We start from the raw sequence: 23982 nt of genomic DNA, 5'->3' as shown, positions 1-23982 counted from the left end.
CATCACTGGCGGTTATACAGCCAATGGTGGATTAACCCGGAGCTTAATGATGTCTGCAACACGTAAAAGATTTATCGCCGGGGCAGTTTGCCCAAGTTGTAACGCTATGGATTCACTGATGGTGTGGCGCGAAGATCAGGTTGAAGTGGTAGAGTGCGTCAAGTGTAAGCATCATCAGCGCCAGACCGAACAACAGGTTGAGAAACACGTTCGCGCACAGGAGCAAGTGATCGGTATTTTTCATCCAGAATAGTGTTATCTGCCGTGATTTTTCATGCTGGAGGGTACACTGAGGAAGATTTCCGATACAATCTTCACCGATTTAGTTTCCAACGGTAGGAGATATCATGAAAGTAGCAAAAGACTTGGTAGTCAGCTTGGCTTACCAGGTACGTACAGAAGACGGTGTTTTGGTTGATGAGTCTCCGGTGAGTGCACCGTTGGACTATCTGCATGGGCATGGTTCTCTGATCGCAGGTCTGGAAAAAGCATTAGAAGGTCACGATGTCGGCGACCGTTTTGACGTTCATGTCGGTGCTAACGAAGCGTACGGCAATTACGACGAAAATCTGGTGCAACGCGTACCAAAAGATGTATTTATGGGCGTTGAAGAACTGCAGGTCGGGATGCGTTTCCTGGCTGATACCGATCAAGGACCAGTTCCTGTTGAGATCACTGAAGTGGATGGTGACCACGTTGTGGTTGACGGCAACCATATGCTGGCCGGTCAGAACCTGAACTTCAATGTAGAAGTTGTTGCAATCCGCGAAGCTACAGAAGAAGAACTGGCTCATGGGCATGTTCACGGTGAGCACGATCATCACCACGAACACGGTGAAGGCTGCTGTGGCGGTCATGACCACGAGCATGGCCACGACCACGACCACGGTAAGAAAGGTGGCTGTGGTGGCAACGGTGGTTGCGGTTGCCACTGATCCTGGTGTTTTTACTGCAAAGAGGTCGCGTAAGCGGCCTTTTTTAGTAATGTGGTGGTGGAGTTTCTTCTGACTGCGAGGCGATTATCGAAGGTTGGGTGGCGCGTAGTTTGTCGGTCAGCAGGCGAAGCTGCTCTTGCAATTTCAACATTTCCAACTGATGCCGCACCACGGTTTGGTTGAGCTCCTCGATAGTTACTTCCTGAAATGCCTGCCGGCTTTCCAACTCTTCCAGCCGTTTTTTTAAGCTCTCGTCACCTGTATTGTGCATGATGTCACCTCTGGCACTGTTAAATCTGGGATTCTGAGACTATGTTAACAGTAGCCGTCGGCTTTGTGCTGCGCAATTTCTTAAAGTGGCGTTTCTGAGCGCGGCGTCGAACAAATCAATGCGAGTGCTACTAACGAAAGTTATTAATTATCAGCCTGCTAGGTATAGGTTTGAAACTTCTGTACGAATAAGTGGTCACACCTTGACTCGATTGGTTACCTGTGTGACTGTTTTGTTTGGTTTCAGGCAGCTATAGTAGCTTGGTTAACTTACTTAATGATTGTTTGGGGCACCGCTTCAGACACTGGAGAAATGGATGAAATCTTTGTTTAAAGTCACGCTTCTTGCAACCACAATGGCTTTTGCTCTGAATGCGACTCAAGTTATGGCGGCTGATGCTGCTAAACCCGCGGAAGCGGCCAAACCTGCTGAAGCTGCTGCTGCAGCACCGAGCACGGGCAAGTTCAAGAATGATGATGAGCAAGCAGCTTATGCTCTGGGCGCCTCTCTGGGCCGTTACATGGAAAATTCGCTGAAAGAGCAGGAAAAACTGGGTATCAAGCTGGATAAAGACCAGTTGATCGCCGGTGTTCAGGATGCGTTTGCCAACCAGAGCAAGCTGAATGATGCAGATATCGAAAAAACCCTGCAAGGTTTTGAAACGCGTGTGAAAGCTTCTGCTCAAGCGAAGATGGAACAGGACGCGAAGGAAAATGAAGCAAAAGGAACCAAATACATCGAGACCTTTGCTAAAGAAAAAGGCGTGAAGAAAACCGAATCTGGTCTGCTGTATCAGGTAGAGAAAGAAGGTACCGGTGAAGCGCCGAAAGACAGTGATACCGTTGTGGTCAATTACAAAGGTACTCTCACCGATGGTACTGTGTTTGACAACTCCTATGACCGTGGCGAACCATTGTCATTCCGTCTGGACGGTGTGATCCCAGGTTGGACAGAAGGTCTGAAACACGTTAAGAAAGGCGGCAAAATCAAGCTGGTTATCCCACCAGCTCTGGCTTACGGTAAAACAGGCGTCCCTGGCATCCCTGCCAACTCCACGCTGGTCTTTGACGTTGAGCTGTTGGATGTGAAACCGGCACCTAAAGCTGACGAGAAGACAGAAAAAGCGGCTGGCGAAGCAGCAACTGAAGCCAAGGCTAAATAAACCCCTTATTTTCGCAACCGCCGCCAATAATCTTGGCGGCGGTTTTATTTCTACCTGACCAGTAATTCAATTCCTCTACAAGTTCAACTCTCTCTTTACAGATTGCTTGACGCCTGGCTGGCATCGGGCTTAACGTCAATATTGCGCGCAAAGGAAAGGACTCTGATCTGGCAGTTTGCTAGACTTGCGGTCTGTACTTATGAATCATGCGTCTGCCCCTTAGGGCATGTATCTAAAACTGTTCCTGGTCGTTCGGCCTGCGGATAATTGTCGTGTTTCACCTGGATATCTCTCAGGAACGATGGCACGAGCAGTTTTAGCTGCGCCCCCTGGCACAGGCGTTTTATGAGGGTGGTATCTTCGATGTCTAATTCGCTTTTATCCAGCGAAGCCAGCGAACTTGATTTGCTGAATGAGCGTCCGTTTAGCCAGACGGACCATGAAATCCTGAAGTCGTATGAAGCCGTGGTGGACGGATTGGCGATGTTGATCGGAGAGCACTGCGAGATCGTGCTGCATTCACTCGAGGATCTGAAATGTTCTGCAGTGCGTATTGCTAATGGGGAACACACCGGGCGAAAAATCGGTTCTCCTATCACCGATCTGGCACTACGAATGCTGCATGACATGGCTGGGGATGACAGTAGTGTCTCCAAGGCCTACTTTACCCGCGCCAAGAGCGGTGTTCTGATGAAGTCAGTGACGATTGCCATTCGCAATCGTGAGCAGCGCGTTATTGGCCTGCTTTGCATCAACATGAACCTTGATGTGCCTTTTTCCCAGATTATCCAAACCTTTATGCCGCCGGAAACGCAGGAAGTGGCTTCCTCGGTCAACTTTGCTTCCTCGGTAGATGACTTGGTCGCGCAGACGCTGGAGTTCACTATCGAAGAGGTGAATGCCGATCGTAATGTGTCCAATAACGCCAAAAATCGCCAGATAGTGCTCAATCTCTATGAGAAAGGCATCTTCGATATCAAGGACGCGATTAATCAGGTTGCTGACCGTCTGAATATCTCCAAGCACACTGTGTATCTTTACATCCGCCAGTTTAAAAGTGGAGATCTGTTGGGTAATGAGCGCTAATGCTTAGTTATTGTCTACTGGTTACCGGGCCTGCTTATGGTACGCAACAGGCCAGTAGTGCCTGGCAATTTGCTCAGGCCTTGCTGGCCGCTGGCCACCGAATTACCTGCGTGTTCTTTTATCGCGAAGGCGTGCTCAACGCTAATCAACTAACATCTCCTGCCAATGATGAGTTTGATCTGGTGCGCGCATGGGTTGCCTTGGCACAACAACATAGCGTTGAGCTTAACGTCTGTGTGGCTGCGGCTCTGCGTCGTGGAGTTGTTGATGAGCGGGAGTCAGAAACGCTTGAGCTGATCACGGCAAATTTACAGGCTGGTTTTACCCTGAGCGGTTTAGGCTCGTTGGCGGAAGCCGCATTGAGTTGTGATCGCCTGGTGCAGTTTTAAGAGAGCAAAATGAATCGAGTTGCATTTGTTTTTACTCGTGGACCGCATGGTAATGCATCTGGCAGGGAAGGGCTGGATGCCTTGCTTGCGACTTCGGCACTCAGCGAAGATATCGGCGTGTTTTTTATTGGTGACGGTGTACTACAGTTGCTTCCTGATCAGCAACCGGAGAAGATCTTCGCTCGCAATTATATTGCCACTTTCGGGGTGTTACCGCTGTATGACGTCGAAAAAGTGTACATCTGCGAAACCGCGGTGTACGAGCGTGGCTTGCAGCAGATCACCGGTTGGGTGTTAGAGGCTGAGATCCTGCCTGCGGATGTGCTACGGCAGAAACTGGCCAGTTACGATGTGGTAATGACATTTTAGGATACTCAAATGCTGTTTACTCTCAGCCAATCCCCTAGCCACTGTGATCTTCCCGCGTTACTGAGGCTCACCGGGGAAGGTGATGATTTGTTGCTGTTGCAGGATGGTGTGTTGGCAGGGCTTGCTGGCAGCACTTGGCTTGATTTACTGCTCAATGCCCCAATATCCCTGTATGCGCTGAAGAATGACCTGGAAGCTAGAGGGTTAATTGGTTATATTTCACACAACATCACTGTCATCGGTTATACTCAATTCGTCGAATTAACCGAAAGGCAGCACAACCAAATAGCTTGGTAATGCGTGTAATGTTGTATATTTCTTGACACCTATACAGGTCAGCCATAAAATTCTGCGTCCTCGTACTTTGCCAGTAGTGCATACGAGGGGATTTATCACGTGTTTACGAAGCAAGAAACGAAGCAAAACCCAGGAGCTTTTTGAATGGCAACGATTAATCAGCTGGTTCGCAAACCACGCTCTGTGAAGGCTGCTAAAAGCAACGTTCCAGCGCTGGAAGCTTGCCCGCAAAAACGTGGTGTATGTACCCGCGTATATACCACCACCCCGAAAAAACCAAACTCTGCACTGCGTAAAGTATGCCGTGTGCGTTTGACCAACGGTTTCGAAGTGACTTCCTACATTGGTGGTGAAGGTCACAACCTGCAGGAGCACTCCGTGATCCTGATCCGTGGCGGTCGTGTTAAAGACCTGCCAGGTGTGCGTTACCACACCGTCCGTGGTGCACTTGACTGCTCCGGTGTTAAAGACCGTAAGCAAGCTCGTTCCAAGTACGGCGTGAAGAAGCCAAAGGCTTAATGGTTCTCCGTTAAGTAAGGCCAAACATTTTCACTTTAATGTCAAAATAAACTCGTAGAGTTTTGGACAATCCTGAATTAACAACGGAGTATTTCCATGCCACGTCGTCGCGTAATCGGCCAACGTAAAATCCTGCCAGATCCTAAGTTCGGATCCGAGCTGTTGGCCAAATTTGTAAACATTCTGATGGTAGACGGTAAAAAATCTACTGCAGAAGCAATCGTCTATACCGCGCTGGAGACCCTGGCTCAGCGTTCTGGTAAAAATCATCTGGAAGCTTTCGAAGTCGCTCTGGACAACGTACGCCCGACTGTAGAAGTTAAGTCGCGCCGCGTTGGTGGTTCTACTTATCAGGTTCCAGTTGAAGTTCGTCCGGTTCGTCGTAATGCTCTGGCAATGCGTTGGATCGTTGATGCTGCTCGTAAACGTGGTGATAAATCCATGGCTCTGCGCTTGGCGAATGAACTGTCTGATGCAGCAGAGAACAAAGGTTCTGCTGTTAAGAAGCGTGAAGACGTTCACCGTATGGCAGAAGCCAACAAGGCGTTCGCCCACTACCGCTGGTAATTACCACGCAGTAGTTATGCTAACCAAGCGGGCGCTTCAAGAGGCTAACCTGCTTGGCTTAACTGAACTTGAACGCCTAAGGCAATAGAGGAATCAAATGGCTCGTACAACACCCATTGCGCGTTACCGTAATATCGGTATCAGTGCTCACATCGACGCCGGTAAAACCACCACTACCGAACGTATTCTGTTCTATACCGGTGTAAACCATAAAATTGGTGAAACGCACGAAGGCACCGCGACCATGGACTGGATGGAGCAGGAACAGGAACGTGGTATTACTATCACTTCCGCTGCGACTACCGCGTTCTGGTCAGGTATGGCCAAACAGTTTGAGCCGCATCGCATCAACATTATCGACACCCCAGGGCACGTTGACTTCACCATCGAAGTAGAACGTTCTATGCGTGTGTTGGATGGCGCAGTAATGGTTTACTGTGCGGTTGGTGGTGTTCAGCCGCAGTCAGAAACTGTATGGCGTCAGGCTAACAAATACAAAGTGCCACGCATCGCGTTCGTTAACAAAATGGACCGTATGGGTGCCAACTTCCTGAAAGTGGTTGGTCAGCTTAAATCTCGTCTGGCAGCGAACCCGGTTCCATTGCAACTGGCGATCGGCGCTGAAGAGAAATTCACCGGTGTTGTTGACCTGGTGAAAATGAAAGCGATCAACTGGAGTGATGAAGATCAGGGCGTCAGCTTCGTATACGAAGAGATCCCTGAGGACATGGTTGAGCTGGCTGAAGAATGGCACCAGAATCTGGTTGAGTCTGCAGCTGAAGCTTCTGAAGAGCTGATGGATAAATACCTGGGCGGCGAAGAGCTGACCGAGGAAGAGATCAAGAAAGCTCTGCGTCAGCGCGTGCTCAACAATGAAGTTATTCTGGTTACCTGTGGTTCTGCGTTTAAAAACAAAGGCGTACAGGCAATGCTGGATGCGGTTGTTGAATACCTGCCGGCACCAACTGACGTTGAAGCTATCAACGGTATGTTGGACGATGGGAAAGACACCCCAGCGGTTCGTCACTCTGATGACAAAGAACCTTTCTCAGCGTTGGCGTTTAAAATCGCTACCGACCCATTCGTGGGTAACCTGACGTTCTTCCGTGTTTACTCTGGGGTTGTTAACTCCGGTGATACCGTGCTGAACTCAGTGAAATCTCAGCGCGAGCGTCTGGGTCGTATCGTTCAGATGCACGCCAACAAGCGTGAAGAAATCAAAGAAGTTCGTGCTGGCGACATCGCCGCGGCTATCGGTCTGAAAGATGTAACTACCGGTGATACGCTGTGTGATCCTGCTAACCCGATCATTCTTGAGCGTATGGAATTCCCAGATCCGGTAATCTCGGTTGCTGTTGAACCAAAAACCAAAGCTGACCAGGAAAAAATGGGTCTGGCTCTGGGCCGTCTGGCGAAGGAAGACCCATCATTCCGCGTATGGACTGATGAAGAATCAGGTCAGACTATCATCGCGGGTATGGGTGAGCTGCACCTGGATGTCTTGGTTGACCGTATGCGTCGCGAGTTTAACGTTGAAGCAAACGTCGGTAAGCCGCAGGTTGCTTACCGTGAAACGATTCGTGAAACGGTTAAAGACATTGAAGGTAAGCACGCCAAACAGTCTGGTGGTCGCGGTCAGTACGGTCACGTTGTGATCGATATGATGCCTCTGCCTCCAGGCGGCGTTGGTTACGAATTTGTCAACGATATCGTGGGTGGTACTATTCCTAAGGAATTCATCCCGGCCGTTGATAAAGGTATGCAGGAGCAACTGAAAGCCGGTCCTCTGGCAGGTTACCCGGTTGTTGACATCAAAGTGCGTCTGCACTTCGGTTCTTACCACGATGTTGACTCCTCTGAACTGGCGTTTAAATTGGCCGCTTCTATCGCATTTAAAGATGCGTTCAAGAAAGCCAAACCAGTTCTGCTTGAGCCTGTAATGAAGGTTGAAGTTGAAACCCCTGAAGATTACATGGGTGACGTAATTGGTGACCTGAACCGTCGTCGCGGTATGATCGAAGGCATGGATGATACTGCCACCGGTAAGACCGTTCGCGCTCAGGTTCCACTGTCTGAAATGTTTGGTTATGCTACAGACCTGCGTTCTCAGACCCAGGGCCGTGCTTCATACTCCATGGAGTTCCTGAAGTATGCTGAAGCGCCAAACAACGTCGCTCTGGCCGTTATCGAAGCCCGTGGTAAATAAGCTTTCGGGTTTAACACATTGATCCAGTGCTCTCTCCAAGAGGGGGGAGCATAAGAGTAAGGAATATAGCCGTGTCTAAAGAAAAATTTGAACGCTCCAAACCGCACGTTAACGTTGGTACTATCGGCCACGTTGACCACGGTAAAACTACCCTGACTGCAGCAATCACTACCGTTCTGGCTAAAACCTACGGCGGTAATGCTCGTGCTTTCGACCAGATCGATAACGCACCAGAAGAAAAAGCGCGTGGTATCACCATCAACACTTCTCACGTTGAGTACGACACCCCAAGCCGTCACTACGCACACGTTGACTGCCCAGGGCACGCCGACTACGTGAAAAACATGATCACTGGTGCTGCTCAGATGGATGGCGCTATCCTGGTTGTTGCTGCGACTGACGGCCCTATGCCTCAGACTCGTGAGCACATCCTGCTGGGTCGTCAGGTTGGCGTTCCTTACATCATCGTATTCATGAACAAATGTGACATGGTTGATGATGAAGAGCTGCTGGAACTGGTAGAAATGGAAGTTCGTGAACTTCTGTCTGCTTACGACTTCCCTGGTGATGACCTGCCTGTGGTTCGTGGTTCAGCTCTGCAAGCGCTGAATGGCGTGCCAGAGTGGGAAGAGAAGATCATCGAGCTGGCTGGCCATCTGGATTCTTATATCCCAGAACCAGAGCGTGCGATTGACAAGCCATTCCTGCTGCCAATCGAAGACGTATTCTCCATCTCTGGTCGTGGTACCGTTGTTACCGGTCGTGTTGAGCGCGGTATCATCAAAGTTGGCGAAGAAGTTGAAATCGTTGGTATCAAAGACACCGTTAAGTCTACCTGTACTGGCGTTGAAATGTTCCGCAAACTGCTGGACGAAGGCCGTGCGGGTGAGAACGTGGGTGTTCTGCTGCGTGGTATCAAGCGTGAAGATATCGAACGTGGTCAGGTACTGGCTAAACCAGGTTCTATCAAGCCGCATACCAAGTTTGACTCAGAAGTGTATATCCTGAGCAAAGAAGAAGGTGGTCGTCACACTCCATTCTTCAAAGGCTACCGTCCACAGTTCTACTTCCGTACAACTGACGTGACCGGTACCATCGAACTGCCAGAAGGCGTAGAGATGGTAATGCCAGGCGATAACGTGAACATGGTTGTTACCCTGATTCACCCAATCGCGATGGATGACGGTCTGCGTTTCGCAATCCGTGAAGGCGGCCGTACTGTAGGTGCGGGCGTTGTGGCTAAAGTTCTTGCTTAATAGCAAGTAACATCTAGGCACTAAAAGAGGGCACTTCGGTGCCCTTTTTTTATGTATGCTGTTTAAATGTTAATTGAAATAGAAACCATTCTTATTTAGAATTACAAACAGATTAAGAAATGAGTTCCTATTATGTACGTATGTCTATGCAATGCCGTGACTGACAAAGCGATCCGCAATGCGGTTCGGCAACACAGTCCTCAAACCATGAAACAGCTGCGTGACTTGGTACCAATTGGTATCGATTGTGGAAAGTGCATCCGTCAGGCAAGACAAATCATGGTGGAAGAACGTGCTGCCATCACACATCTGCATAAAGTTGCCTGATGCGGGAAACAAAACGGCAGACTGTTCTTTGACTCCTGGTCTACAGGTTCTACACTTCTAGAACTTCCCAGGAGGACATACCTATGAAAGGCGATAAAAAAATCATTGCCCATCTCAATAAACTGCTCGGCAACGAGCTGGTTGCCATCAATCAATACTTCCTGCATGCACGAATGTTCAAAAACTGGGGCTTGATGCGCCTCAACGCCAAGGAATATCACGAATCGATCGACGAGATGAAGCACGCCGATCGCTACATAGAGCGTATTCTGTTCCTTGAAGGGATCCCGAACCTGCAAGAGCTTGGCAAATTGAATATTGGTGAAGATATTGAAGAGATGTTGAAGTCCGACCTCAACCTTGAGCTAATAAGGTGCAAAAGATTTGCGAGAGGGTATAGCCTATGCTGATTCGATCCATGATTATGTTAGCCGCGATCTGATGAAAGATGTTTTGGCCGATGAGGAAGAGCATATTGACTGGCTGGAAACAGAATTGAGCCTGATCGAGCGGTTGGGTGTACAAAATTACGCGCAGAATCAGGTGTTGGAACAAAAAGACTGATTTTAACTGCTCCCCATTGGCCGATGTACCAAGGTACTTAGGATAGGGGAGCAAAAGTATCTCCCCGTTTTACGCTTCTCACTTCGGTCATCGAAATACTTACCTACTGAAATTATCGCCATCCTTGGCGCATTGCCATCCATCACTTGCTTCCTGTTCAGTTTTGCGTATAATGCGCGGGCTTACCTAATCTTGGTAAGCCTGATTTTAGCGAATCAGTCGATAGGCAGGTTAGTTTTGCCATTCGAACAATACTCCCGATATGGGGGTTATATGTTGACGATTACACTCCCCCATCAATCGAAATGGGTGTGAGGAGTAATTATTTACGTTTATAAATAATTGGAGCTCTGGTCTCATGCAGAACCAAAGAATCCGTATCCGCCTGAAAGCGTTTGATCATCGTCTGATCGATCAATCAACCGCGGAAATCGTCGAGACTGCAAAGCGCACTGGTGCGCAAGTGCGTGGTCCGATCCCGCTGCCAACTCGCAAAGAGCGCTTTACCGTTCTGATCTCTCCGCACGTCAACAAAGATGCGCGTGATCAGTACGAGATCCGCACTCACAAGCGTCTGGTTGACATCGTTGAGCCAACCGAGAAAACCGTTGATGCTCTGATGCGTCTGGATCTGGCTGCCGGTGTAGACGTGCAGATCAGCCTGGGTTAATCAGGTCATTGAGCGATTGAGAGGTTGAAACAATGATTGGTTTAGTCGGTAAAAAAGTGGGCATGACGCGTATCTTCACTGAAGATGGCGTTTCTATCCCAGTAACCGTAATTGAAATTGAAGCGAACCGCGTGACTCAGGTTAAAGACCTGGACAACGACGGGTACCGTGCCATTCAGGTCACTACCGGTAGCAAAAAAGCGAACCGTGTGACCAAACCGGAAGCGGGCCATTTCGCAAAAGCTGGCGTTGAAGCTGGCCGTGGTCTGTGGGAATTCCGCCTTGAAGAAGGCCAGGAGTTCACTGCGGGTCAAGAAATCAGCGTGGAAATCTTCGCTGACGTTAAAAAAGTCGATGTTACCGGTACTTCTAAAGGTAAAGGTTTTGCTGGCACTGTAAAGCGCTGGAACTTCCGTACCCAAGACGCTACCCACGGTAACTCCTTGTCTCACCGCGTTCCGGGTTCTATCGGTCAGAACCAGACTCCGGGCAAAGTGTTCAAAGGCAAGAAAATGGCTGGCCACCTGGGTGACGAGCGTGTAACCGTTCAAAGCCTGGACGTAGTACGTGTTGACGCTGAGCGCAACCTGCTGCTGGTTAAGGGTGCTGTGCCGGGCGCTACCGGTGGCAACCTGATCGTTAAACCAGCTGTGAAGGCGTAAGGGGATAGCAATGGAATTAGTATTGAAAGACGCGCAAAGCGCGCTGACTGTTTCCGAAACTACCTTCGGTCGTGATTTCAACGAAGCGCTGGTACATCAGGTTGTTGTTGCTTATGCAGCAGGTGCCCGTCAAGGTACTCGTGCTCAGAAGACCCGTGCTGAAGTGACTGGTTCCGGTAAGAAGCCATGGCGTCAGAAAGGTACTGGCCGTGCGCGTTCAGGTTCTGTAAAGAGCCCGATCTGGCGTTCCGGTGGTGTGACCTTTGCTGCCAAGCCACAGGACCACAGTCAGAAAGTAAACAAAAAGATGTACCGCGGCGCGCTGAAAAGCATCCTGTCCGAACTGGTACGTCAAGATCGTCTGATCGTTGTCGAGAAGTTCTCTGTAGAAGCGCCTAAAACCAAGTTGCTGGCACAGAAACTGAAAGATATGGCTCTGGAAGATGTGCTGATCGTGACCGGTGAACTGGATGAGAATCTGTTCCTGGCTGCTCGTAACCTGTACAAGGTTGACGTGCGCGATGTGGCAGGTATCGACCCGGTTAGCCTGATCGCCTTCGACAAAGTGGTTATGACTGCTGATGCTGTGAAGCAAGTTGAGGAGATGCTGGCATGATCCGTGAAGAACGTTTGCTGAAAGTGCTACGTGCACCGCACGTATCTGAAAAAGCATCGGCTGCGATGGAAAAAAGTAACACCATCGTTCTCAAAGTTGCCAAAGACGCGACCAAAGCAGAAATCAAAGCTGCAGTGCAGAAACTGTTTGAAGTCGAAGTCGAAGACGTAAACACCCTGGTTGTTAAAGGGAAAGTTAAGCGTCACGGTCAGCGTGTTGGTCGTCGTAGCGACTGGAAAAAAGCTTACGTCACCCTGAAAGAAGGCCAGAACCTGGACTTCATCGGCGGCGCAGAGTAAGTCGGAGGAGTAAGAACAATGGCAATTGTTAAATGTAAACCTACATCTCCGGGTCGTCGCCACGTTGTTAAAGTGGTTAACCCTGAGCTGCACAAGGGTAAACCTTATGCCCCGCTGCTTGAGAAACTGAGCAAAAGCGGTGGTCGTAACAACAATGGCCGTATCACCACCCGTCATATCGGTGGTGGCCACAAGCAACATTATCGTCTGGTTGACTTCAAACGCAACAAAGATGGTATCCCTGCTGTGGTTGAGCGTCTGGAGTACGATCCGAACCGTTCCGCGAATATCGCGCTGGTTCTGTACAAAGACGGCGAACGCCGTTATATCCTTGCGCCTAAAGGCCTGAAAGCTGGTGACCAGATCCAATCTGGTGTTGATGCTGCAATCAAAGCAGGTAACACCCTGCCGATGCGTAACATCCCAGTAGGTTCAACGGTTCACAACGTAGAAATGAAACCAGGTAAAGGCGGCCAGTTGGCGCGTTCTGCTGGTGCCTACGTTCAGATCGTTGCACGTGATGGTTCCTACGTAACTCTGCGTCTGCGCTCTGGCGAAATGCGTAAAGTTCCAGTTGATTGCCGCGCCACCCTGGGTGAAGTCGGTAACGCTGAACATATGCTTCGCGTTCTGGGTAAAGCAGGTGCTGCACGTTGGCGTGGTGTTCGTCCTACCGTTCGCGGTACGGCGATGAACCCAGTAGATCACCCGCACGGTGGTGGTGAAGGTCGTAACTTTGGTAAGCACCCGGTAACTCCGTGGGGCGTTCAGACCAAAGGTAAGAAGACCCGTAGCAACAAGCGTACTGACAAGTTCATCGTACGTCGCCGTAGTAAAAAATAATTAGAGGATAAGCCATGCCACGTTCTCTCAAGAAAGGTCCATTTATTGACCTGCACTTGCTGAAGAAGGTAGAGAAAGCGGTGGAAAGCGGTGACAAGAAGCCTTTGCGCACTTGGTCCCGTCGTTCAACGATCTTTCCTAACATGATCGGTTTGACCATCGCTGTCCATAATGGTCGTCAGCACGTACCAGTGTTCGTTTCCGATGAAATGGTCGGTCACAAACTGGGTGAATTCGCGCCGACTCGTACTTATCGCGGCCATGCGGCTGATAAAAAAGCTAAAAAGCGCTAAGGTAGGAGGAAGAGATGGAAACTATCGCTAAACATCGCCACGCTCGTTCTTCTGCTCAGAAGGTTCGCCTTGTTGCAGACCTGATCCGCGGTAAGAAAGTGTCGCAAGCTCTGGAAACTCTAACCTACACCAACAAGAAAGCTGCTGGTCTGGTTAAGAAAGTACTGGAGTCTGCCATTGCTAACGCAGAACACAACGATGGCGCTGACATCGATGATCTGAAAGTCACGAAAATCTTCGTCGACGAAGGCCCAAGCATGAAGCGCATTATGCCGCGTGCAAAAGGTCGTGCAGATCGCATCCTGAAGCGCACCAGCCACATTACTGTGGTTGTGTCCGATCGCTGAGACTCTGGAGACTAGCAATGGGTCAGAAAGTACATCCTAATGGTATTCGCCTGGGTATTGTCAAACCTTGGAACTCTACTTGGTATGCGAATACCAAAGAATTCGCTGACAACCTGGACAGCGACTTTAAAGTTCGCCAATTCTTGACTAAAGAACTGGCGAAAGCTTCCGTTTCTCGCATTGTTATCGAGCGTCCTGCGAAGAGCATCCGTGTGACTATTCACACCGCTCGTCCAGGCATCGTTATCGGCAAGAAAGGTGAAGATGTCGAAAAACTGCGTATGGTCGTAGCGAAAATCGCTGGCGTTCCTGCGCAAATTAACATCGCCGAAGTCCGTAAACCGGAACTGGACGCAAAATTGGTTGCTGACAGCATCACTTCACAGCTGGAACGTCGTGTTATGTTCCGTCGTGCTATGAAGCGTGCAGTACAGAACGCAATGCGTCTTGGCGCTAAAGGTATCAAAGTTGAAGTAAGCGGCCGTCTTGGCGGTGCTGAAATCGCGCGTACCGAATGGTACCGTGAAGGTCGTGTTCCACTGCACACGCTGCGTGCGGACATCGATTACAACACATCTGAAGCGCACACCACTTATGGTGTAATCGGCGTTAAGGTATGGATCTTCAAAGGTGAGATCCTGGGTGGTATGGCTGCAGTTGAACAACCGGAACCGGCTGCTCAACCTAAAAAGCAGCAGCGTAAAGGCCGCAAGTAAGGAGAGTCGCTGATGTTACAACCAAAGCGTACAAAATTCCGTAAGATGCACAAAGGCCGCAACCGTGGTCTGGCGCAGGGTACGGATGTTAGCTTCGGCACTTTCGGTCTGAAAGCTGTTGGCCGTGGCCGTCTGACTGCTCGTCAAATCGAAGCAGCTCGTCGTGCAATGACTCGTGCAGTAAAGCGTCAAGGTAAGATTTGGATCCGTGTATTCCCGGACAAACCAATCACCGAGAAGCCGCTTGAAGTGCGTATGGGTAAAGGTAAAGGGAACGTGGAGTATTGGGTTGCCCTGATCCAACCTGGCAAAGTCCTGTACGAAATGGACGGTGTGCCAGAAGAAGTCGCCCGTGAAGCGTTCAAGCTGGCAGCAGCGAAACTGCCGATCAAAACCACCTTTGTAACTAAGACGGTGATGTAATGAAAGCACAAGAGCTGCGTGAAAAAAGTGTTGAAGAGCTGAACACTGAGCTGCTCAACCTGCTGCGTGAGCAATTCAACTTACGCATGCAGGCGGCGAGTGGCCAACTGCAACAAACTCACCTGTTGAAACAAGTGCGTCGTAATGTCGCACGCGTTAAGACTTTACTGACTGAAAAGGCGGGTGCGTAAATGACTGATATTATCCGTACACTGCAAGGTCGTGTTGTTAGTGACAAAATGGAGAAATCCATGGTTGTTGCTATCGAACGTACGGTGAAGCACCCTATTTACGGGAAATTCATCAAACGTACGACTAAGTTGCACGTACATGACGAGAACAACGAGTGTGGTATCGGTGACGTGGTAGAAATCCGCGAATGCCGTCCACTGTCCAAAACTAAGTCTTGGACGTTGGTTCGCGTTGTAGAGAAAGCGATTCTGTAATAGAGTAGCTGGCTCTAACTTAATAAACGGCTCAGAAAGTGAGCCGTTTATTTTTTCTACCCATACTTTGGAAGCGGTGTTATAATGCTGCGCCCTCAGTTATGGGGCTTTTCAACGACCTAGTAATAGGTCCTAAAGTTGTAGTTGACATTAGCGGAGCACTAACATGATCCAAGAACAGACTATGCTGAACGTGGCCGACAACTCCGGTGCACGTCGCGTAATGTGTATCAAGGTTCTAGGTGGCTCGCACCGTCGCTACGCAGGCGTCGGCGACATCATCAAAATTACCATCAAGGAAGCAATTCCTCGCGGTAAGGTGAAGAAAGGCGATGTGCTGAAGGCGGTAGTGGTGCGCACCAAGAAGGGTGTACGTCGCCCGGACGGTTCTGTCATTCGCTTCGATGGTAATGCATGCGTTATTTTAAACAATAACAGTGAGCAACCTATCGGTACGCGTATTTTTGGGCCGGTAACTCGTGAACTGCGTAATGAGAAGTTCATGAAAATTATCTCTCTGGCACCAGAAGTACTCTAAGGAGCGAACCATGGCAGCGAAAATCCGTCGTGATGACGAAGTTATCGTGCTTACCGGGAAAGACAAAGGTAAACGCGGTAAAGTAAAAAATGTCCTGTCTGCTGGTAAGGTCATTGTTGAAGGTATCAACCTGGTTAAAAAGCATCAGAAGCCTGTACCGGCCCTGAACCAGCCAGGTGGCATTGTTGAAAAAGAAGCTGCTATTCAGGTTTCCAACATTGCACTCTTCAATACGGCTACCGGTAAGGCTGACCGTGTAGGCTTTAGATTCGAAGACGGTAAGAAAGTCCGTTTCTTCAAATCAAATAGCGAAACTATCAAGTAATTTGGAGTATGACGATGGCGAAACTGCATGATTACTACAAAGACGAGGTAGTCAAACAACTGATGTCTCAGTTTGATTACAACTCTGTCATGCAAGTCCCTCGGGTCGAGAAGATCACCCTGAATATGGGTGTTGGTGAAGCGATCGCTGACAAGAAACTGCTGGACAATGCAGCAGCCGATTTGGCAGCAATCTCCGGTCAAAAGCCGTTAGTCACCAAAGCACGCAAATCTGTTGCAGGCTTCAAAATCCGTCAGGGCTATCCGATCGGCTGTAAAGTAACTCTGCGTGGCGAACGCATGTGGGAGTTCTTTGAGCGTCTGATTTCCATTGCTGTTCCACGTATCCGTGACTTCCGTGGCTTGTCTGCCAAGTCATTCGATGGCCGTGGTAACTACAGCATGGGTGTGCGTGAGCAAATCATCTTCCCAGAAATCGACTACGACAAAGTCGATCGTGTTCGTGGTTTGGATATTACCATTACCACTTCTGCGAAATCTGATGATGAAGGCCGCGCACTGTTGGCTGCTTTTAACTTCCCGTTCCGCAAGTAAGGCAGGGTTACTGATGGCTAAGCAATCAATGAAAGCACGCGAAGTCGTTCGCGTGAAACTGGCTGACAAGTACCGCGCTAAACGCGAGGAATTGAAAGCTATCATTTCTGGTGTGAACTCATCCGACGAAGATCGTTGGAATGCCGTTCTCAAGCTGCAGAGTCTGCCGCGTGATTCCAGCCCGTCTCGTCAGCGTAAACGCTGTCGCCAAACTGGCCGTCCGCATGGTTATGTGGGCAAGTTCGGGTTGAGCCGTATCAAGCTACGTGAAGCCGCAATGCGCGGTGAAGTGCCAGGCTTGAAAAAGGCTAGCTGGTAATTACCAATTGAATCACGGGAGTAAAGACAGATGAGCATGCAAGATCCGATCGCGGATATGCTGACCCGTATCCGTAACGGTCAAGCCGCGAACAAAGTTGCGGTCACCATGCCTTCCTCCAAGCTGAAATTGGCTATTGCCAACGTGCTGAAGGAAGAAGGCTATATTGAAGATTTCAAAGTCGAAGGCGATGCCAAGCCTGTTCTGGAACTGGTACTGAAGTACTTCCAGGGCAACGCAGTGGTAGAAAGCATTCAGCGTATCAGCCGTCCAGGTCTGCGAATCTATAAGAAAAAAGATGAGCTGCCAAAAGTTATGGCCGGTTTGGGTATCGCTGTTATTTCTACCTCTAAAGGTGTTATGACCGATCGTGCAGCTCGCCAGGCTGGTCTTGGTGGCGAGATTATCTGCTACGTAGCTTAATTCGGGAGGAAAGAATGTCTCGTGTTGCAAAAGCACCCGTCGTCATTCCTGCCGGCGTAGAGGTAAAACTCAACGGTCAGGTTATTTCGATTAAGGGTAAGAACGGCGAGCTGACTCGTACAGTCCATGACGCCGTTATCGTTACGCAAGAAGCTAATACACTGACTTTCGCTCCACGCGAAGGTTTTGTAAATGCATGGGCCCAAGCGGGTACCACGCGCGCTCTGCTGAACGCAATGGTTGTCGGTGTTACCGAAGGCTTCACCAAGAAGCTTCAACTGGTAGGTGTTGGTTATCGTGCTGCCGTTAAAGGCAACGTGGTGAATTTAGCCCTGGGCTTCTCTCACCCAATCGATCACCAACTGCCAGCAGGTATTACTGCCGAGTGCCCTAGCCAAACTGAAATCGTGCTGAAAGGTGCTGATAAGCAGATTATTGGCCAGGTTGCTGCAGATCTGCGTGCCTACCGCCGTCCTGAGCCTTATAAAGGCAAGGGTGTCCGTTACGCCGACGAAGTCGTGCGTACCAAAGAGGCTAAGAAGAAGTAAGGTAACACTATGGATAAGAAATCTGCTCGTATCCGTCGTGCGACCCGCGCACGCCGTAAGCTCAAAGAACTGGGTGCAACCCGCCTGGTGGTACATCGTACCCCGCGTCACATTTACGCTCAGGTGATTGCTCCAAATGGTTCTGAAGTACTGGTAGCCGCTTCTACTGTAGAAAAAGCTATCAATGAGCAATTGAAGTACTCCGGTAACAAAGACGCAGCAGCAGCAGTAGGTAAAGCCTTAGCTGAGCGCGCGTTGGAAAAAGGGATTGCTAAAGTCTCCTTTGACCGTTCCGGTTTCCAATATCATGGTCGAGTCCAGGCACTGGCAGATGCTGCCCGTGAAGCTGGCCTTCAGTTCTAAGGAAGAGGTTTAAGATGGCTCACATCGAAAAACAAGCTGGCGAACTGCAGGAAAAGCTGATCGCGGTAAACCGCGTATCCAAAACCGTAAAAGGTGGCCGTATTTTCAGCTTTACCGCACTGACTGTCGTTGGTGATGGTAACGGTCGCGTTGGTTTTGGCTACGGCAAAGCACGCGAAGTTCCAGCAGCGATCCAGAAAGCGATGGAAAAAGCCCGTCGCAACATGATGAATGTCGCGCTGAACAGCGGCACCCTGCAGCATCCTGTTAAAGGTGCTCATACGGGTTCTCGTGTGTTCATGCAGCCAGCTCACGAAGGTACCGGTATCATCGCGGGTGGTGCAATGCGCGCCGTTCTCGAAGTTGCTGGGGTGCACAACGTATTGGCTAAAGCTTATGGTTCCACCAACCCGATTAACGTGGTTCGTGCAACTATCGATGCTTTGGCAAATATGAAGTCTCCTGAAATGGTCGCTGCCAAGCGTGGTAAATCCGTTGCAGACATTCTGGGGTAATTGACCATGGCTAAGACTATCAAAGTTACACAAGTTCGCAGCTCCATTGGCCGTCTGCCGAAGCATAAAGCTACACTGCTCGGCCTGGGTCTGCGTCGTATTGGTCACACCGTAGAGCGCGAGGATACTCCTGCTGTACGCGGTATGATCAACCTGGTTTCCTACATGGTTAAAGTTGAGGAGTAACAGATGCGTTTAAATACTCTGTCTCCGGCTGAAGGTGCCAAGCAAGCGCCGAAGCGTGTAGGTCGTGGTATTGGTTCTGGCCTGGGTAAAACCGGCGGCCGTGGTCACAAAGGTCAGAATTCTCGTTCTGGCGGTGGCGTACGTCGTGGTTTTGAAGGTGGTCAGATGCCTTTATATCGTCGTTTGCCGAAATTCGGCTTTACCTCTCGCAAAGCGATGATCACGGCAGAAGTTCGTCTGTCTGAACTTGCTCTGATCGAAGGCGACGTAATCGACCTGAACACGCTGAAAGCCGCTAACGTTGTTGGTATCCAGATCGAGTTCGCCAAAGTTATGCTTTCTGGTGAAATCGCTCGTCCGGTTACCCTACGTGGTCTGCGTGTCACCAAAGGCGCTCGTGCTGCTATCGAAGCTGCTGGCGGTAAAATTGAGGAATAAGTGAGCTAATGGCTAAGCAACCAGGATTAGATTTTCAAAGTGCTAAAGGCGGGCTCGGCGAACTGAAGCGCAGACTTTTGTTTGTTATCGGCGCGCTGATTGTCTTCCGTATCGGCTCTTTTATTCCGATTCCTGGTATCGATGCCACTGTGCTTGCCAAATTGCTTGAGCAGCAAAGAGGCACCATCATTGAAATGTTTAACATGTTCTCTGGTGGTGCTCTTAGCCGTGCTTCTATTTTTGCTCTGGGGATCATGCCGTATATTTCGGCGTCGATCATTATCCAGCTGTTGACGGTGGTTCATCCTACGTTGGCGGAAATCAAGAAGGAAGGGGAGGCTGGCCGTCGCAAGATTAGCCAGTACACTCGTTACGGTACGCTGGTATTGGCCATATTCCAGTCGATCGGTATTGCTACCGGTCTGCCGAATATGCCAGGTATGCAGGGCTTGGTGTTAAACCCTGGCTTTGCATTCTACTTTACTGCGGTTGTGAGTCTGGTTACCGGGACTATGTTCCTAATGTGGCTAGGTGAGCAGATTACTGAACGAGGTATCGGTAACGGTATCTCGATCATTATCTTCGCTGGTATCGTGGCGGGGCTTCCGCCGGCAATCGGTCATACTATTGAGCAAGCTCGGCAAGGCGACCTGCACTTCCTCCTGTTGCTGTTGGTTGCAGTATTAGTGTTTGCAGTAACCTTCTTCGTTGTTTTCATGGAACGTGGTCAGCGCCGTATCGTCGTTAACTATGCGAAACGTCAACAAGGTCGTCGTGTTTACGCAGCACAGAGCACACACTTACCGTTGAAAGTGAATATGGCAGGGGTAATCCCGGCAATCTTCGCTTCCAGCATTATTCTGTTCCCTGCCACGATTGCATCATGGTTTGGGGGCGGTACCGGTTGGAACTGGCTGACAACGATTTCGCTATACTTGCAGCCTGGGCAGCCGCTTTATGTGTTACTCTATGCGTCTGCAATCATCTTCTTCTGTTTCTTCTACACGGCGTTGGTTTTCAACCCGCGTGAAACAGCAGATAACCTGAAGAAGTCCGGTGCCTTCGTACCAGGAATTCGTCCGGGAGAGCAAACGGCGAAGTATATCGATAAAGTAATGACGCGTTTAACCCTGGTGGGCGCGATGTACATTACCTTTATCTGCCTGATCCCGGAGTTCATGCGTGATGCAATGAAAGTGCCATTCTACTTTGGTGGTACCTCGCTACTGATCGTGGTTGTCGTCATCATGGACTTTATGGCTCAAGTGCAAACTCTGATGATGTCAAGTCAGTACGAGTCTGCATTGAAGAAAGCAAACCTGAAAGGTTATAACCGCTAGTCAGGTGCGTTTGAGAAGTTACGGAGAGTAAAAATGAAAGTTCGTGCTTCCGTCAAGAAATTATGTCGTAACTGCAAAATCGTTAAGCGTAACGGTGTCGTTCGTGTGATTTGCAGCGCCGAGCCGAAGCATAAACAGCGTCAAGGCTGATTATCTCGCATATTTTTCTTGCAAAGTTGGGTTGAGCTGGCTAGATTAGCCAGCCAATCTTTTGTATGTAGCTGCAACATTATTTGAGTATCCTGAAAACGGGCTTTTCAGAATGGTGTTGCCGTAAAAATTAGTAGGAGTGCATAGTGGCCCGTATAGCAGGCATTAACATTCCTGATCATAAACATACCGTTATCGCGTTAACGTCGATCTTCGGAATCGGCAAAACTCGTTCACAGTCTATCTGTGCTACTACGGGTATTGCTGAAAATGTTAAGATCAGTGAGCTGTCTGAAGAGCAAATTGAACAACTGCGTGAAGCGGTTGCCAAATTCACTGTTGAAGGTGATTTGCGTCGTGAAGTTACCCTGAGCATCAAGCGTCTGATGGATCTTGGTACATACCGTGGTTTGCGCCATCGTCGTGGTCTACCAGTGCGCGGACAGCGTACTAAGACCAACGCACGTACCCGTAAGGGTCCGCGTAAACCGATCAAGAAATAATCGGGGTGATTGAATAATGGCAAAGGCACCTGTTCGTACACGTAAGCGTGTAAGAAAACAAGTCTCTGACGGCGTGGCTCATATCCATGCTTCTTTCAACAACACCATTGTAACTATTACCGATCGTCAGGGTAATGCTTTGGGTTGGGCAACAGCCGGTGGTTCTGGCTTCCGTGGTTCTCGTAAGTCAACGCCTTTTGCAGCTCAGGTTGCAGCAGAACGTTGTGCTGACGCAGTAAAAGAATACGGTATCAAGAACCTGGAAGTTATGGTTAAAGGACCTGGTCCTGGTCGTGAGTCTACTATCCGCGCTCTGAACGCGGCTGGTTTCCGCATCACTAATATTACTGATGTGACTCCGATCCCTCATAACGGTTGTCGTCCGCCGAAAAAGCGCCGCGTGTAACGCCCCTGCTTTTCGGATTGTTGGAGAAAGAAAATGGCAAGATATTTGGGTCCTAAGCTCAAGCTTAGCCGCCGCGAGGGCACAGACCTGTTCCTGAAGTCTGGCGTTCGTGCGATAGATTCAAAGTGCAAAATTGATCAACCGCCTGGTCAACACGGTGCGCGTAAACCGCGTCTGTCTGACTATGGTGTGCAGTTACGTGAAAAGCAAAAAGTTCGCCGTATGTACGGTGTTCTGGAGCGTCAGTTCCGTAACTATTACAAAGCAGCAACCCGCCTGAAAGGCAACACCGGTGAAAACCTGTTGACCCTTCTGGAAGGTCGTCTGGACAACGTTGTTTACCGTATGGGCTTCGGTGCCACTCGTGCAGAAGCACGTCAATTGGTTAGCCACAAAGCTGTTATGGTAAATGGTCGCGTTGTTAACATCGCTTCTTATCAGGTATCTCCGAATGACGTAGTCAGCATCCGCGAGAAAGCTAAAAAGCAGTCTCGTGTTAAGGCTTCTCTGGAGCTGGCTGAGCAGCGTGAAAAGCCGACTTGGCTGGAAGTTGATGCTGCGAAGATGGAAGGTGTGTTCAAACGTATTCCTGAACGTACCGATCTGTCCGCCGACATTAACGAACACCTGATCGTCGAGCTTTACTCCAAGTAAGGCTTGAGTTTCAAAGAGAGGACACAATGCAGGGTTCTGTGACAGAGTTTCTAAAACCGCGCCTGGTAGATATCGAACAAGTCAGTTCGACGCACGCCAAGGTGACCCTTGAGCCTTTAGAGCGTGGCTTTGGCCATACTCTTGGCAACGCACTGCGCCGTATTCTGCTTTCATCTATGCCGGGTTGCGCTGTGACCGAGGTTGAGATTGATGGTGTACTACATGAGTACAGCACCAAAGAAGGCGTACAGGAAGATATCCTGGAGATCTTGCTCAACCTGAAAGGGCTGGCGGTGAGAGTTCAAGGCAAAGATGAAGTTATTCTTACCCTGAATAAATCTGGCATTGGCCCTGTGACCGCTGCCGACATTACCCATGATGGTGATGTCGAAATCGTCAAGCCGCAGCACGTGATCTGCCACCTGACCGATGAGAATGCTGCTATCAGCATGCGTATCAAAGTTCAACGTGGTCGTGGTTATGTGCCGGCTTCTGCCCGAATTCATTCGGAAGAAGATGAGCGCCCGATTGGTCGTCTGTTGGTTGACGCCTGCTATAGCCCTGTAGAGCGTATTGCCTACAATGTTGAAGCAGCGCGTGTAGAACAGCGTACTGACCTGGACAAGCTGGTAATCGAAATGGAAACCAATGGCACGATTGATCCTGAAGAGGCGATCCGCCGTGCGGCAACCATTCTGGCAGAACAACTGGAAGCTTTCGTTGACTTACGTGATGTTCGTCAGCCGGAAGTGAAAGAAGAGAAACCAGAGTTTGATCCGATCCTGCTGCGCCCTGTTGACGATCTGGAATTGACTGTCCGCTCTGCTAACTGCCTTAAGGCAGAAGCTATCCACTACATCGGTGATCTGGTACAGCGTACCGAGGTTGAGCTGCTCAAAACGCCTAACCTGGGTAAAAAATCTCTTACTGAGATTAAAGACGTGCTGGCCTCCCGTGGCTTGTCTCTGGGCATGCGCCTGGAAAACTGGCCACCGGCAAGCATTGCTGACGAGTAACCGGATCACAGGTTAAGGTTTTACTGAGAAGGATAAGGTCATGCGCCATCGTAAGAGTGGTCGTCAACTGAACCGTAACAGCAGCCATCGCCAGGCTATGTTCCGTAACATGGCCGGCTCTTTGGTTCGTCATGAGATCATCAAGACGACCTTGCCAAAAGCAAAAGAGCTGCGTCGCGTTGTTGAGCCGCTGATTACTCTTGCCAAGACCGACAGCGTAGCTAATCGTCGTCTGGCATTCGCCCGTACTCGTGATAACGAGATCGTGGCAAAACTGTTTAACGAGCTGGGCCCGCGTTTCGCGAGCCGTGCCGGTGGTTACACTCGCATTCTGAAGTGTGGCTTCCGCGCAGGCGACAACGCGCCGATGGCATACATCGAGCTGGTTGATCGTGCTGAGTCTCAAGCAGAAGTAGCAACTGCAGAGTAATCTGTAGAAGC

41 protein-coding genes and 1 pseudogene are annotated in these 23982 nt (G+C 49.7%); 41 read left to right on the top strand and 1 reads right to left on the bottom strand.

Going from position 1 to position 23982, the window contains the following annotated elements:
* Window positions 1–49: 49 nt before the first annotated feature.
* On the top strand, window positions 50–253 hold the full coding sequence (locus SAQUA_RS22755) for a YheV family putative zinc ribbon protein (protein ID WP_380676906.1): 204 nt from the start codon (window positions 50–52) through the stop codon (window positions 251–253).
* Window positions 254–347: 94 nt separating this feature from the next.
* Window positions 348–935, top strand: a complete 588-nt coding sequence (slyD, locus tag SAQUA_RS22750) for a peptidylprolyl isomerase (RefSeq protein WP_380676800.1) — start codon at window positions 348–350, stop codon at window positions 933–935.
* A gap of 43 nt (window positions 936–978) precedes the next feature.
* Here slyD and SAQUA_RS22745 read toward each other — a convergent pair whose 3' ends face one another.
* Complete coding sequence (locus tag SAQUA_RS22745) at window positions 979–1206, bottom strand: protein SlyX (RefSeq protein WP_380676802.1); 228 nt, start codon at window positions 1204–1206, stop codon at window positions 979–981.
* 316 nt (window positions 1207–1522) lie between these two features.
* Here SAQUA_RS22745 and fkpA point away from each other — a divergent pair, with 316 nt between their 5' ends.
* The 39 genes and pseudogenes from fkpA to rplQ all read left to right on the top strand — a co-directional run bounded on the left by fkpA (window position 1523) and on the right by rplQ (window position 23971).
* On the top strand, window positions 1523–2368 hold the full coding sequence (gene fkpA, locus SAQUA_RS22740) for an FKBP-type peptidyl-prolyl cis-trans isomerase (protein ID WP_380676804.1): 846 nt from the start codon (window positions 1523–1525) through the stop codon (window positions 2366–2368).
* A 363-nt stretch (window positions 2369–2731) separates the two neighbouring features.
* Window positions 2732–3454, top strand: coding sequence for a transcriptional regulator (locus SAQUA_RS22735; RefSeq protein WP_380676806.1), 723 nt, complete (start codon window positions 2732–2734; stop codon window positions 3452–3454).
* Window positions 3454–3843, top strand: a complete 390-nt coding sequence (tusD, locus tag SAQUA_RS22730) for a sulfurtransferase complex subunit TusD (protein WP_380676808.1) — start codon at window positions 3454–3456, stop codon at window positions 3841–3843. The genes SAQUA_RS22735 and tusD overlap by 1 nt, the downstream gene beginning before the upstream one ends.
* 9 nt (window positions 3844–3852) lie before the next feature.
* The gene (gene tusC / locus SAQUA_RS22725; protein WP_380676810.1) at window positions 3853–4212 is read left to right on the top strand and encodes a sulfurtransferase complex subunit TusC; all 360 of its coding nucleotides are present in this window, start codon (window positions 3853–3855) and stop codon (window positions 4210–4212) included.
* Window positions 4213–4221: 9 nt separating this feature from the next.
* A complete protein-coding gene (tusB, locus tag SAQUA_RS22720; RefSeq protein ID WP_380676812.1) occupies window positions 4222–4509 on the top strand; it encodes a sulfurtransferase complex subunit TusB in 288 nt (95 codons plus the stop codon).
* Between the two features lie 144 nt (window positions 4510–4653).
* Complete coding sequence (gene rpsL, locus SAQUA_RS22715; protein ID WP_004930426.1) at window positions 4654–5028, top strand: 30S ribosomal protein S12; 375 nt, start codon at window positions 4654–4656, stop codon at window positions 5026–5028.
* Between the two features lie 96 nt (window positions 5029–5124).
* The gene (rpsG, locus tag SAQUA_RS22710) at window positions 5125–5595 is read left to right on the top strand and encodes a 30S ribosomal protein S7 (RefSeq protein WP_127959713.1); all 471 of its coding nucleotides are present in this window, start codon (window positions 5125–5127) and stop codon (window positions 5593–5595) included.
* 97 nt (window positions 5596–5692) lie between these two features.
* The gene (fusA, locus tag SAQUA_RS22705) at window positions 5693–7801 is read left to right on the top strand and encodes an elongation factor G (RefSeq protein ID WP_380676816.1); all 2109 of its coding nucleotides are present in this window, start codon (window positions 5693–5695) and stop codon (window positions 7799–7801) included.
* Window positions 7802–7872: 71 nt separating this feature from the next.
* A complete protein-coding gene (gene tuf / locus SAQUA_RS22700; RefSeq protein ID WP_380676818.1) occupies window positions 7873–9057 on the top strand; it encodes an elongation factor Tu in 1185 nt (394 codons plus the stop codon).
* 132 nt (window positions 9058–9189) lie between these two features.
* Window positions 9190–9384: a bacterioferritin-associated ferredoxin gene (gene bfd, locus SAQUA_RS22695; protein ID WP_380676820.1), complete on the top strand. Its 195-nt coding sequence runs from the start codon at window positions 9190–9192 to the stop codon at window positions 9382–9384.
* Window positions 9385–9467: 83 nt separating this feature from the next.
* A pseudogene (gene bfr, locus SAQUA_RS22690) lies at window positions 9468–9948 on the top strand (bacterioferritin).
* Window positions 9949–10306: 358 nt separating this feature from the next.
* Window positions 10307–10618, top strand: a complete 312-nt coding sequence (rpsJ, locus tag SAQUA_RS22685) for a 30S ribosomal protein S10 (RefSeq protein ID WP_001181005.1) — start codon at window positions 10307–10309, stop codon at window positions 10616–10618.
* A gap of 32 nt (window positions 10619–10650) precedes the next feature.
* Entirely contained in the window at window positions 10651–11280 is a 630-nt protein-coding gene (gene rplC, locus SAQUA_RS22680) for a 50S ribosomal protein L3 (protein ID WP_142008002.1), read from the top strand.
* Window positions 11281–11290: 10 nt separating this feature from the next.
* Window positions 11291–11896: a 50S ribosomal protein L4 gene (rplD, locus tag SAQUA_RS22675; protein WP_004929779.1), complete on the top strand. Its 606-nt coding sequence runs from the start codon at window positions 11291–11293 to the stop codon at window positions 11894–11896.
* Window positions 11893–12195 carry a 50S ribosomal protein L23 gene (gene rplW, locus SAQUA_RS22670; protein ID WP_004951179.1) on the top strand — a complete coding sequence of 101 codons (303 nt, stop codon included), beginning with the start codon at window positions 11893–11895 and terminating at the stop codon, window positions 12193–12195. The genes rplD and rplW overlap by 4 nt, the downstream gene beginning before the upstream one ends.
* Window positions 12196–12213: 18 nt before the next feature.
* The gene (gene rplB, locus SAQUA_RS22665; RefSeq protein WP_024912205.1) at window positions 12214–13038 is read left to right on the top strand and encodes a 50S ribosomal protein L2; all 825 of its coding nucleotides are present in this window, start codon (window positions 12214–12216) and stop codon (window positions 13036–13038) included.
* Between the two features lie 14 nt (window positions 13039–13052).
* Window positions 13053–13331: a 30S ribosomal protein S19 gene (gene rpsS / locus SAQUA_RS22660; RefSeq protein ID WP_004929772.1), complete on the top strand. Its 279-nt coding sequence runs from the start codon at window positions 13053–13055 to the stop codon at window positions 13329–13331.
* A 14-nt stretch (window positions 13332–13345) separates the two neighbouring features.
* Window positions 13346–13678, top strand: a complete 333-nt coding sequence (gene rplV, locus SAQUA_RS22655; protein WP_002223844.1) for a 50S ribosomal protein L22 — start codon at window positions 13346–13348, stop codon at window positions 13676–13678.
* 17 nt (window positions 13679–13695) lie between these two features.
* The gene (gene rpsC, locus SAQUA_RS22650) at window positions 13696–14394 is read left to right on the top strand and encodes a 30S ribosomal protein S3 (protein WP_380676836.1); all 699 of its coding nucleotides are present in this window, start codon (window positions 13696–13698) and stop codon (window positions 14392–14394) included.
* A gap of 12 nt (window positions 14395–14406) precedes the next feature.
* On the top strand, window positions 14407–14817 hold the full coding sequence (rplP, locus tag SAQUA_RS22645; protein WP_004951171.1) for a 50S ribosomal protein L16: 411 nt from the start codon (window positions 14407–14409) through the stop codon (window positions 14815–14817).
* Window positions 14817–15008 (top strand): 50S ribosomal protein L29, encoded by a 192-nt coding sequence (gene rpmC, locus SAQUA_RS22640; RefSeq protein WP_002218942.1) that lies wholly within the window; start codon window positions 14817–14819, stop codon window positions 15006–15008. The genes rplP and rpmC overlap by 1 nt, the downstream gene beginning before the upstream one ends.
* Window positions 15009–15263, top strand: coding sequence for a 30S ribosomal protein S17 (gene rpsQ / locus SAQUA_RS22635; protein ID WP_020837241.1), 255 nt, complete (start codon window positions 15009–15011; stop codon window positions 15261–15263).
* A gap of 166 nt (window positions 15264–15429) precedes the next feature.
* Complete coding sequence (rplN, locus tag SAQUA_RS22630; protein ID WP_000613954.1) at window positions 15430–15801, top strand: 50S ribosomal protein L14; 372 nt, start codon at window positions 15430–15432, stop codon at window positions 15799–15801.
* 10 nt (window positions 15802–15811) lie between these two features.
* Window positions 15812–16126: a 50S ribosomal protein L24 gene (gene rplX / locus SAQUA_RS22625; RefSeq protein ID WP_020837239.1), complete on the top strand. Its 315-nt coding sequence runs from the start codon at window positions 15812–15814 to the stop codon at window positions 16124–16126.
* A 14-nt stretch (window positions 16127–16140) separates the two neighbouring features.
* Window positions 16141–16680 carry a 50S ribosomal protein L5 gene (gene rplE, locus SAQUA_RS22620; RefSeq protein WP_317693662.1) on the top strand — a complete coding sequence of 180 codons (540 nt, stop codon included), beginning with the start codon at window positions 16141–16143 and terminating at the stop codon, window positions 16678–16680.
* 13 nt (window positions 16681–16693) lie between these two features.
* Complete coding sequence (gene rpsN, locus SAQUA_RS22615) at window positions 16694–16999, top strand: 30S ribosomal protein S14 (protein ID WP_202308054.1); 306 nt, start codon at window positions 16694–16696, stop codon at window positions 16997–16999.
* Between the two features lie 30 nt (window positions 17000–17029).
* Window positions 17030–17422 carry a 30S ribosomal protein S8 gene (gene rpsH, locus SAQUA_RS22610; protein ID WP_380676846.1) on the top strand — a complete coding sequence of 131 codons (393 nt, stop codon included), beginning with the start codon at window positions 17030–17032 and terminating at the stop codon, window positions 17420–17422.
* A 14-nt stretch (window positions 17423–17436) separates the two neighbouring features.
* Window positions 17437–17970 carry a 50S ribosomal protein L6 gene (rplF, locus tag SAQUA_RS22605; protein ID WP_380676848.1) on the top strand — a complete coding sequence of 178 codons (534 nt, stop codon included), beginning with the start codon at window positions 17437–17439 and terminating at the stop codon, window positions 17968–17970.
* 9 nt (window positions 17971–17979) lie between these two features.
* The gene (gene rplR / locus SAQUA_RS22600; RefSeq protein ID WP_317693659.1) at window positions 17980–18333 is read left to right on the top strand and encodes a 50S ribosomal protein L18; all 354 of its coding nucleotides are present in this window, start codon (window positions 17980–17982) and stop codon (window positions 18331–18333) included.
* Between the two features lie 14 nt (window positions 18334–18347).
* The gene (gene rpsE / locus SAQUA_RS22595; RefSeq protein WP_004929747.1) at window positions 18348–18848 is read left to right on the top strand and encodes a 30S ribosomal protein S5; all 501 of its coding nucleotides are present in this window, start codon (window positions 18348–18350) and stop codon (window positions 18846–18848) included.
* 6 nt (window positions 18849–18854) lie between these two features.
* Window positions 18855–19034, top strand: a complete 180-nt coding sequence (gene rpmD / locus SAQUA_RS22590; protein ID WP_004956161.1) for a 50S ribosomal protein L30 — start codon at window positions 18855–18857, stop codon at window positions 19032–19034.
* A gap of 3 nt (window positions 19035–19037) precedes the next feature.
* Window positions 19038–19472: a 50S ribosomal protein L15 gene (gene rplO / locus SAQUA_RS22585; protein WP_380676852.1), complete on the top strand. Its 435-nt coding sequence runs from the start codon at window positions 19038–19040 to the stop codon at window positions 19470–19472.
* Window positions 19473–19480: 8 nt separating this feature from the next.
* Window positions 19481–20812, top strand: coding sequence for a preprotein translocase subunit SecY (gene secY / locus SAQUA_RS22580; protein ID WP_380676854.1), 1332 nt, complete (start codon window positions 19481–19483; stop codon window positions 20810–20812).
* A 33-nt stretch (window positions 20813–20845) separates the two neighbouring features.
* On the top strand, window positions 20846–20962 hold the full coding sequence (gene rpmJ / locus SAQUA_RS22575) for a 50S ribosomal protein L36 (protein ID WP_002227352.1): 117 nt from the start codon (window positions 20846–20848) through the stop codon (window positions 20960–20962).
* Between the two features lie 146 nt (window positions 20963–21108).
* Window positions 21109–21465 (top strand): 30S ribosomal protein S13, encoded by a 357-nt coding sequence (gene rpsM / locus SAQUA_RS22570; protein WP_380676858.1) that lies wholly within the window; start codon window positions 21109–21111, stop codon window positions 21463–21465.
* 16 nt (window positions 21466–21481) lie between these two features.
* Complete coding sequence (gene rpsK / locus SAQUA_RS22565; RefSeq protein WP_004929731.1) at window positions 21482–21871, top strand: 30S ribosomal protein S11; 390 nt, start codon at window positions 21482–21484, stop codon at window positions 21869–21871.
* Between the two features lie 33 nt (window positions 21872–21904).
* Entirely contained in the window at window positions 21905–22525 is a 621-nt protein-coding gene (rpsD, locus tag SAQUA_RS22560) for a 30S ribosomal protein S4 (protein WP_380676861.1), read from the top strand.
* Window positions 22526–22551: 26 nt separating this feature from the next.
* Window positions 22552–23541 (top strand): DNA-directed RNA polymerase subunit alpha, encoded by a 990-nt coding sequence (locus SAQUA_RS22555; protein WP_002919219.1) that lies wholly within the window; start codon window positions 22552–22554, stop codon window positions 23539–23541.
* A 40-nt stretch (window positions 23542–23581) separates the two neighbouring features.
* Window positions 23582–23971 (top strand): 50S ribosomal protein L17, encoded by a 390-nt coding sequence (rplQ, locus tag SAQUA_RS22550; protein ID WP_004929726.1) that lies wholly within the window; start codon window positions 23582–23584, stop codon window positions 23969–23971.
* Window positions 23972–23982 lie beyond the last annotated feature (11 nt).

Origin of the sequence: Serratia aquatilis, assembly GCF_044865145.1 — a bacterium.
Lineage (GTDB): Bacteria > Pseudomonadota > Gammaproteobacteria > Enterobacterales > Enterobacteriaceae > Chania > Chania aquatilis.
This window is presented reverse-complemented; position numbering and strand designations above follow the sequence as displayed.